Genomic DNA, 8,915 nt, shown 5'->3' on the forward strand with positions numbered 1-8,915 from the left:
TCCGGCGCCCCTGGCCGACGCCGCGCCTGCGCGCAGGCTCGACGAGCTGGCGCGCCAACCCGGGCTGTTCGCGCTCTCGGGCTACGGCGCGCGCGGCCTGGTGTGGTCGGCGCTCGCCGCCGAGCTGCTCGCCAGCGCGCTCGAAGGCGACCCCGCGCCGCTCGAACGCGATCTGCTCGAGGCCATCGATCCGGCGCGCTTCGTGCTGCGCCCGGCGGGCAAGACGGCGGTGCGCGAATGAGGTCGCCCCGGCTCGAAGCCTTGCGCGCCGCGCTGGAGAAGGCGGAGTTCCGCCTCGCCGCCACCCAGGACCTCGCCCGCGTCGGCGACTGGGAGCTCGACCGCCACACCGGCCGCATGCACTGGTCGCGCGAGCTCTTCCGCCTCTTCGAGCGGCCGGAAGCGCTCGGCGTGCCCGACCTCAACGAGGCGCTCGGCTACTTCAGCCTGGACTCGACGAATCGCACCCGCGACCTGTTCTGGGAGGCGATCGACACCGGCCGGCGCTGCGCCCTCGAGCAGGAGGTCCTGCTGCCCTCGGGCGAGGAGCGTCGCCACTTCACCGTGATCGTCCCGGTCGCCGACGAGACCGGGCGCGTGTTCCGCCTCTACGGCACGGTGCAGGACATCACCGAGCGCCGGCGCCTGGAGTCCGAGCGCCTGGAGCATCTGGAACGCCTGGAGGAGCTCTCCCGCCACCTCGTCGAGATCGAGGAGCGCGAGCGCCGCGAGCTCGCCAGCGCGCTGCACGACCGCGCCAGCCCCAACCTCGCCGCGCTGCGGATCCTCTTCTCCAGCCTCGCCGAGGCCCTGCCCGAGTCCGCCCGCAGCGAACTTGCGCCGCTGCTGGAGGACGCCTCAGCCCTGCTCGCCGACACCACCGCCGGCATCCGTGAGATCTGCACCAACCTGCGCCCGGCCACGCTCGACTACTCCGGCCTGCTGCCCGCGCTGCGCGAATACGTCGCCCAGTTCCGCGCCCGCACCGGGCTGGACGTGCGCATCGACGCCGAGTCCGGCAGCGCCCCGCCGGCGCTCTCGCGGGCGGCGCAGACGCTGTGCTTCCGCCTCGTGCAGGAGGCGCTGACCAACTGCGCCAAGCACGCCCGCGCCGGCAGCGTGCGCATCGAGCTCGGCGCCGACACCGGCACCGGCGGCATCCTGCTGCAGATCGGCGACGACGGCGTCGGCTTCGACCTCTCCCGCCTCGGCGAGGCGGGCAGCACGCCGGGCCTGGGCCTGATCACGATGCGCGAGCGCGTGGAGCTCGCCGGCGGCGACTTCCGGCTCTATACCCGCCCCGGCGACGGCACCGTGATCGAGGTGCACCTGCCTGCCGAGCCCCACCCCGTGGAAACGACCCGATGAGCCTGCGCATCCTGCTTGCCGACGACCACCAGATGTTCCGCCACGCGCTGCGGGCGCTGCTGGCCCGCGACCCGGAGCTCGAGGTCGTCGCCGAGGCGGCGAGCGGCGAGGAGGTGCTCGCGATCGCCGAGGCCCAGCCGGTCGACCTGGTCTGCATGGACATCGCGATGCCGGGCATGGACGGCATCGAGGCCACCCGCCGCCTGCTCGCCCGCCATCCGGCGCTGCGCGTGATCGGCCTGTCGGCGTTCGCCGACCGCCAGTTCGTGATCGACCTGCTCGCCGCCGGCGCGCGCGGCTACATCACCAAGGGCGAGGCCGGCGACGAGCTGCTGCGCGCGATCCGAACCGTATGCGAGGGGCGCAGCTACCTGTGCCCCGAGGTCGCCGCGACGGTCGCCGATGCGCTTCGCGACAGCCCCGGCGTGTATGCAGCCGCCCCGCGGCTCACCGCGCGCGAGCGCCAGGTGCTGCAGCTGATCGCCGAGGGCCTGACCTCGGTACAGATCGGCGAGCGGCTGCACATCGCCGCCTCGACGGTCGAGGTGCACCGCCGCAACCTGATGCGCAAGCTCGACCTGCACAACGTCGCCGAGCTCACGCGCTACGCGATCCGCAGCGGCATCAGCCCGAGCGCGAACCCCGGCGGCGCGGCTTGAACGCCTCCGCCCGCGTCCACGACTACCCGGAAGCCGGTAGTCCAAACACTGCGAACGCTGTATATGCCCGAAACGGGGCCCCGCTTAACATCATGGACTTAGAGATCCACCCGGCATCCTTTAGCGGAGACTTCGCCATGAACACCCATCCGGCCATCCAGCAGTTCGCCCACTCGACCCGCAACGGCTTCGAGCAGTTCCAGGCCTATGCCCTGATCGCGCTAGACACCTCCGAGAAGCTGTTCGCGCTCAACTTCGGCGCCGCGCGCGCGCTGTGCGAGGCCGCCTCGGCCGCCCCGATCACCCAGCCGGGCAGCGACCTCGAGGCCAGCTTCACGAAGCAGCGCGAGACCCAGGGCCAGGCGCTCGAGCAGCTCGGCACCTACCTGCAGCAGGTGAACGAGGTGGTGTCGGGCGCGCAGAGCGAGCTGCTCGAACTCGGCAGCCGCCACTTCGAGGACCTCCAGGCCTCGATGCAGTCGATGCTGGAGCAGGCGCGCAAGCTGGGCAGCGTCGAGGCCTTCCAGGCCGAAGCCGCCGCCGAGCCGCGCAGCCGCACGATGCGCAAGGCCGCCTGATCCGCCTCGCCACCAGTTCTCGACCGTAGCATTCGCGCCTGCCGGCGCTCCTACAGGAACCACCGCGCGCCTCGGCCCCCCCTGTAGGAGCTGCGGCAGCTGCGAACCCGGCGCTCCGGTGATCGACGCGCGTCCCGGATGCCGCCGCCTTCGCGCCTGCCGGCGCTCCTACATGAACCACCGCACGTCCCGGCCCGCCTGTAGGAGCTGCGGCAGCTGCGAACCCGGCGCTCCGGCGCTCGACGCACGTCCCGGATGCCACCGCCGCCTTCGCGCCTGCCGGCGCTCCTACAGGAACCATCGCGCGTCCCGGCCCGCCTGTAGGAGCTGCGGCAGCTGCGAACCCGGCGCTCCGGCGCTCGACGCGCGTCCCGGACGCCACCGCCGCCTTCACGCCTGCCGGCGCTCCTACAGGAACCATCGCGCGTCCCGGCCCCCTGTAGGAGCTGCGGCAGCTGCGAACCCGGCGCTCCGGCGCTCGACGCACGTCCCGGATGCCACCGCCGCCTTCGCGCCTGCCGGCGCTCCTACATGAACCACCGCGCGTCCCGGCCCGCCTGTAGGAGCTGCGGCAGCTGCGAACCCGGCGCTCCGGCGCTCGACGCACGTCCCGGATGCCACCGCCGCCTTCGCGCCTGCCGGCGCTCCTACAGGAACCATCGCGCGTCCCGGACCCCCTGTAGGAGCTGCGGCAGCTGCGAACCCGGCACTGTAGGAGCGCCGGCAGGCGCGAAGGCGGCCCCGATCTCAGAGGCGGCGATCCAGGCGCGCGAGCACGCGCTCGCGCCCCAGCACCTCCAGCACGGCGTCGATCGCGGGCGTCTGCGGCACGCCGAGCACCGCCACCCGCAGCGGGATCGCCACCTGCGGCATCTTCAGGCCGTGCTCGGCCATCGTGTCCTTGATCGCCTGGCTGAGCGCCGCCTTGTTCCACTCCGCCGCGGCCAGGCGCGCACGCAGGCTGGCGAGCGCGGCCTTGGCAACGTCGGTCAGATGCTGGCCGATCACCTCCGGCGCCGGATGCACGTCGGCCACGAACAGCTCCGCCGCATCAGCCAGCTCGTTGAGGTTGGCGACACGGTCCTTGTACAGCGCCACCACCGCCTCCAGGCTCACCCCGGTCTCGGGATTCACCTCGCGGCACGCCAGGCGGTTGGCGACCTCGGCGGCCAGCAACGCATCGTCGGCCTTCCTGATGTACTGCGCGTTGAGCCAGTTGAGCTTCTCGGTGTTGAACTGCGCGGCCGAGGGCGTGATGTGGTCGAGGTCGAACCACTCGACGAACTGCTCGCGGCTGAAGACCTCATCGTCGCCGTGGCTCCAGCCCAGGCGGGCCAGGTAGTTGATCACCGCCTCGGGCAGGTAGCCATCCTCGTCGTACTGCATCACGCTCACCGCGCCGTGGCGCTTGGAGAGCTTGGTGCCGTCGTCGCCGAGGATCATCGACAGGTGCGCGTACAGCGGCACCTCGGCGCCGAGTGCCTGCAGCACGTTGATCTGGCGCGGGGTGTTGTTCACATGGTCGTCGCCGCGGATCACGTGGGTGATGCCCATGTCCCAGTCGTCCACCACCACGCAGAAGTTGTAGGTCGGCGTGCCGTCGGCGCGCGCGATGATGAAGTCGTCCATCTCGGCGTTGGCGATCTCGATACGGCCCTTCACCAGGTCGTCCCAGGCGACCACGCCGTCTGCCGGGTTGCAAAAGCGCACCACCGGCTGCACGCCCGCGGGCGGCGGCGGCAGGGTCTTGCCCGCCTCGGGGCGCCAGCGCCCGTCGTAGCGCGGCTTCTCGCCCCGCGCTCGCTGTGCCTCGCGGATCTGGTCAAGCTCCTCGGACGACATGTAGCAGTGGTAGGCGGTGCCGGCGGCCAGCATCTGGCCGATGACCTCCTTGTACCGGTCCATGCGCTGCATCTGGTAGAACGGGCCCTCGTCGTGCTCCAGGCCCAGCCACTGCATGCCGTCGAGGATGGCCTGCACCGCCGCGGGCGTGGAGCGCGCAACGTCGGTGTCCTCGATGCGCAGCACGAAAGTGCCGCCGTGGCGACGGGCGAAGGCCCACGAGAACAGCGCGGTGCGCGCGCCGCCGATGTGCAGGTAGCCGGTGGGGCTGGGGGCGAAGCGGGTGCGGATGGGACGGGAAGCGGAATTCTGGGACATGGCAGCGTCGGTGCGATCTTGGGCAAAACGCGGATTCTAAGCGATCACCCGTGACATCGGCGGTGCCGAGGGCAGGAAAGCGCGCGGCGCGGATGTCCATGCGCCCACGACATCCGGATCGCAAGCTGCGGAGGCTTCGGTACGGGTCAGCGCACCGCCAGTTCCACACGCCCCCCGGCGCGGGTCGCAAGCGTCACCAGCATGTCGAGGCTGAACTTGTCGTACTTGCCGCGCACCAGGTCCGACACCCTGGACTGGCCCACGCCCAGATGCTGCGCCGCCTGCGCCTGTGTCCAGCCATTGCGGGCGATGGTTTCGCGCAGGTGCGCCATCAACTCGGCGCGCATTGCCAGCAGCGTGGCCTCTTCCCGCGAAAAACCCAAGTCCGCAAACACATTGCCCGAGGACTCGACGATTGCTTCGGTCTTCATCACGCTTTACTCCTCGACAAGCCGGTAACGGCGGGCCGCCAGCTCAATGTCTTCCTTGCGCGTTTTCTGCGTCTTCTTCTGGAAGGCGTGCAGCACATATACCGCGCGCTCGAACTTGGCGACGTAGATGATCCGCCACTCGCCCAGTACTCTCACCCTGATTTCGTAAGCGCCCGCTCCGACCGCCAGCATTGGCTTGAAGTCGGCAGGCATCAAGCCTCGCTGCACCGCATCCAGTTCGAAGCCCGCTTCCCGGCGCGCCTCCGCCGGAAAGCTCTTCAGATCGTCCAGGCTCGAACCGACGAAACGCAGCGGTTTCACGCGTTCAATTATATAAGTAATTTGATAAAACGGAAATTCGAGTGAACACAAATGCGGGGGTCACAAACGCGGGGTCACAAACGCGGGGTCAGGTCTTTCATTTGCTCATCCGCCACTGACCGAGCGTGGCGGCTGAGCAAATCACGCCTCCCCAGCAAGCGAATACGCACTCGCCGGCACGGCGCCCCGCAACGCCCACCCGCTAGCCCAGCAGCAGCGCGTCGTCGTCGATCTTCTCGCCGCGCACCTTCTCGAACATGTCGAGCAGGTGATGCACGTCGAGCCCCTCGCGCTCCTTGCCGGAGACATCCAGCACGACCCGACCCTGGTGCAGCATAACCGTGCGCTGGCCGACGTCGAGCGCCTGGCGCATCGAGTGCGTGACCATCATCGTGGTGAGCTTGTGCTCGGCGACGATGCGCACGGTGAGCTCGAGCACGAAGGCGGCGGTGCGCGGGTCGAGCGCGGCGGTGTGCTCGTCGAGCAGCAGCAGGCGCGAGGGCTGCAGCGCCGCCATCAGCAGGCTCACCGCCTGGCGCTGGCCGCCCGAGAGCAGGCCGATGCGGTCGGACAGGCGGTTCTCCAGGCCGAGGCCCAGCGTGGAGAGCTGGGCGCGGAACTCCTCGCGCAGCGCCGGCTTGACCGCGAAGGAGAAGCCGCGGCGCTCGCCGCGCATCTTGGCGAGCGCCATGTTCTCCTCGATGGTGAGGTCCTCGCAGGTTCCGGCGAGCGGGTCCTGGAACACGCGCGCGACGTGGCGCGCGCGCCCCCACACCGGCTGGCGGGTCATGTCGATGCCGTCGATCTCGATCTTGCCGCTGTCGACGCGCTGCTCGCCCGACACGGCGTTGAGGAAGGTCGACTTGCCGGCGCCGTTGGAGCCGATCACGGTGACGAACTGCCCGGTCGGGATCTCGAGCGACATGCCGCGCAGGGCCTGCGTCTCAATCGGGGTGCCGGGGTTGAAGGTGAGGCGCAGCTCGCTGGCCTTGAGCATGTCAGGCTCCTTTCTTGCCGGACCAGTGCGCGCGCAGGCGCGGCACCACCAGCGCGACCGTCACCAGCACCGCGGTGACGAGGTTGAGGTCCTGCGCCTGCAGGCCGATGAAGTCCGAATTGAGCGCGAGCGCGATGAAGAAGCGATACACGATGGCGCCGAGGATCACCGCGATCGTGGCCAGGTAGAGCTTGCGCGAGGGCAGCAGGCTCTCGCCCACGATCACCGCGGCAAGGCCGATGACGATCGTGCCCACGCCCATCGAGATGTCGGCGCCGCCCTGGGTCTGCGCGAAGAGCGCCCCGGCCAGGCCCACCAGCGCGTTCGACAGCGCCATGCCGGCGAGGATCGCCATGCCGGTATTGACGCCCTGCGCCCGCGCCATGCGCGCGTTCGAGCCGGTGGCGCGGATCGCCAGGCCGCTCTGGGTGGAGAAATAGGCATCGAGCGCGAGCTTGACCGCCAGCACCACGAGGACCAGCAGCAGCGGGCGGAACACGTAGTCGGCCAGCGCCTCGGGCTGCAGCAGGTTGAACACGGTGGGTTCGGTGATCAGCGGCACGTTGGGCTTGCCCATGATGCGCAGGTTGATCGAGTACAGCGCGATCATCATCAGGATGCTCGCGAGCAGGTCCATGATCTTGAGGCTGACGTTGAGCCAGCCGGTGAGCAGGCCGGCGACCGCACCGGCGAGCGTCGCCGCGATGGTCGCGGTGAAGGGGTCGTGGCCGGCGGCGATCATGGTCGCGGCGACGGCACCGCCGAGCGGGAAGCTGCCATCCACGGTGAGGTCGGGAAAGCGCAGCAGCCGGAAGGAGATGTACACGCCGAGGGCGACGAGGCTGAAGATCAGGCCGATCTCCAGCGCCCCGAGCAGGGTGTAGAGGGACATGGGGAGGCTACCGTTGGGGTAAGAACAGCGCGGGGCGCCACTGCCGGCGCCCCGCATGGCCGCGACCGCGCGGCCGCGCAACCGGAAGCTTATTGGATGACCTTGGAGGCCTCTTTCACGAGGTCCTCGGGCAGGGTCACGCCCATCTTCTGCGCCGCGACCGGGTTGACGTGCAGTTCGAGCTTCTTGCTGTACTGCGAAGCGATCGCGCCGGGCTGCTCGCCCTTGAGGATGCGGACCACGATCTCGCCGGTCTGCACGCCGATCGCCTTGTAGTCCATGCCGTAGGCCGCGACCGCGCCGCGCGCGACGCTGTCGGTGTCGGCGGCGACGAGCGGGATCTTGGCGTCCATGCCGACCTTGACCAGGGCCTCGTAGGCCGACACGACGTTGTTGTCGGTGCTGGTGTAGAACACGTCGGCCTTGCCGATCAGGCTGCGCGCGGCCGAGCCGACGTCCACCGAACGCGGCGCGGCGGCATCGACCAGGCTCATGCCGTGCTCGGGCAGCAGCTTGCGCAGCTGCTCGAGCACCACCACCGAGTTGGCCTCGCCCGGGTTGAAGACCATGCCGACGCGCTTGGCAGCGGGAACGACGCGCTTGATGAGGGCGATCTGCTTGTCGAGCTCGAGCGCATCCGACACCCCGGTGACGTTGGTGCCCGAGGGCTCCATCGAGGGCACCAGCTTGGCCACCACCGGATCGGTCACCGCGGAATACACCAGCGGGATGTCCTTGGTCGCGGCCACGACCGCCTGCGCCGAGGGGGTGGCGATGGCCACGATCACGTCGGACTTGTCGCCGATGAACTTGCGCGCGATCTGCGCCGCGGTGCCGGTGTTGCCCTGGGCGCTCTGGTACTGCCACTTGAGGTTCTTGCCGTCCTCGTAGCCGGCCGCGGCCAGCGCCTCCTTGACCCCGTCGCGCACCGAATCGAGCGCAGGGTGCTCGACGATCGCGGTGATGGCGACCGACTTCTGCTGGGCGTGGACGGGCATCGCCGCCACGAACGCGAGCGCCAGCGCGCCGAACAGGACCTTGCGGGACAGGGGGAAGGACATGGAGGTCTCCTTTGTGGCCGTGCGGCCGGAAATTCTTCGAGAAAGGGGCTTGGCCGGCACCGTGGCCGGCAGGGTGTCGTGAAGGCGCAAGTTTAACAGCAGGTCCGGATTCCGCGATTGCGGTGGACCCGCAACCGCCGGGGCACGCTCCGATCCGGCTTGCTCGAAAGACTGTATTTTTTTACAGTCCACTCATGCTTCCCGCCTACGCCGAACTCCACTGCCTGAGCAACTTCAGCTTCCAGCGCGGCGCCTCGCACCCCGAGGAGCTCGTCGCGCAGGCGGCGGCCTTCGGCTACCGCGCGATCGCGCTCACCGACGAGTGCTCCTTCGCCGGCGTGGTGCGCGCCTGGCGCGCGCTGCAGGCCCTGCCCGAGGCCGGCCGCCCGCGCCTGATCGTCGGCTGCGAGCTGCGCCTCGCCGACGGCCCCTGCCTCGTGCTGCTCGC

General features: G+C 69.9%; 10 protein-coding genes and 1 pseudogene. 5 read left to right on the top strand and 6 right to left on the bottom strand.

Going from position 1 to position 8,915, the window contains the following annotated elements:
* The 4 genes and pseudogenes from C667_RS17180 to C667_RS17195 form a co-directional block, all read left to right on the top strand.
* Nucleotides 1-241: pseudogene (locus C667_RS17180) on the top strand (bifunctional tRNA (5-methylaminomethyl-2-thiouridine)(34)-methyltransferase MnmD/FAD-dependent 5-carboxymethylaminomethyl-2-thiouridine(34) oxidoreductase MnmC); the annotation flags it as partial.
* Complete coding sequence (locus C667_RS17185; RefSeq protein WP_004371573.1) at nt 238-1,368, top strand: PAS domain-containing sensor histidine kinase; 1,131 nt, start codon at nt 238-240, stop codon at nt 1,366-1,368. The pseudogene C667_RS17180 and the gene C667_RS17185, both read left to right, overlap by 4 nt.
* A complete protein-coding gene (locus C667_RS17190) occupies nt 1,365-2,027 on the top strand; it encodes a response regulator (protein ID WP_004371575.1) in 663 nt (220 codons plus the stop codon). The genes C667_RS17185 and C667_RS17190 overlap by 4 nt, the downstream gene beginning before the upstream one ends.
* A gap of 137 nt (nt 2,028-2,164) precedes the next feature.
* Entirely contained in the window at nt 2,165-2,605 is a 441-nt protein-coding gene (locus tag C667_RS17195; RefSeq protein ID WP_004371577.1) for a phasin family protein, read from the top strand.
* 747 nt (nt 2,606-3,352) lie between these two features.
* On the opposite strand, the gene gltX is transcribed toward C667_RS17195, so the two are convergent.
* The 6 genes from gltX to C667_RS17225 form a co-directional block, all read right to left on the bottom strand.
* Nucleotides 3,353-4,765, bottom strand: coding sequence for a glutamate--tRNA ligase (gltX, locus tag C667_RS17200; protein ID WP_004371579.1), 1,413 nt, complete (start codon nt 4,763-4,765; stop codon nt 3,353-3,355).
* A gap of 146 nt (nt 4,766-4,911) precedes the next feature.
* Nucleotides 4,912-5,196, bottom strand: a complete 285-nt coding sequence (locus C667_RS17205) for a helix-turn-helix domain-containing protein (protein WP_004371581.1) — start codon at nt 5,194-5,196, stop codon at nt 4,912-4,914.
* Nucleotides 5,197-5,202: 6 nt separating this feature from the next.
* Nucleotides 5,203-5,517: a type II toxin-antitoxin system RelE/ParE family toxin gene (locus C667_RS17210; RefSeq protein WP_004371583.1), complete on the bottom strand. Its 315-nt coding sequence runs from the start codon at nt 5,515-5,517 to the stop codon at nt 5,203-5,205.
* Between the two features lie 202 nt (nt 5,518-5,719).
* Nucleotides 5,720-6,514: an ABC transporter ATP-binding protein gene (locus tag C667_RS17215; protein ID WP_004371586.1), complete on the bottom strand. Its 795-nt coding sequence runs from the start codon at nt 6,512-6,514 to the stop codon at nt 5,720-5,722.
* Between the two features lies 1 nt (nt 6,515).
* The gene (locus C667_RS17220) at nt 6,516-7,406 is read right to left on the bottom strand and encodes an ABC transporter permease (RefSeq protein ID WP_004371588.1); all 891 of its coding nucleotides are present in this window, start codon (nt 7,404-7,406) and stop codon (nt 6,516-6,518) included.
* Between the two features lie 89 nt (nt 7,407-7,495).
* Nucleotides 7,496-8,467, bottom strand: a complete 972-nt coding sequence (locus tag C667_RS17225; protein WP_004371590.1) for an ABC transporter substrate-binding protein — start codon at nt 8,465-8,467, stop codon at nt 7,496-7,498.
* 194 nt (nt 8,468-8,661) lie between these two features.
* On the opposite strand from C667_RS17225, the gene C667_RS17230 reads away from it, so the two are divergent.
* On the top strand, nt 8,662-8,915 hold a 254-nt coding region (locus C667_RS17230), incomplete at its 3' end, for a PHP domain-containing protein (protein ID WP_004371591.1).

The organism is Thauera phenylacetica B4P, assembly GCF_000310225.1.
GTDB lineage: Bacteria > Pseudomonadota > Gammaproteobacteria > Burkholderiales > Rhodocyclaceae > Thauera > Thauera phenylacetica.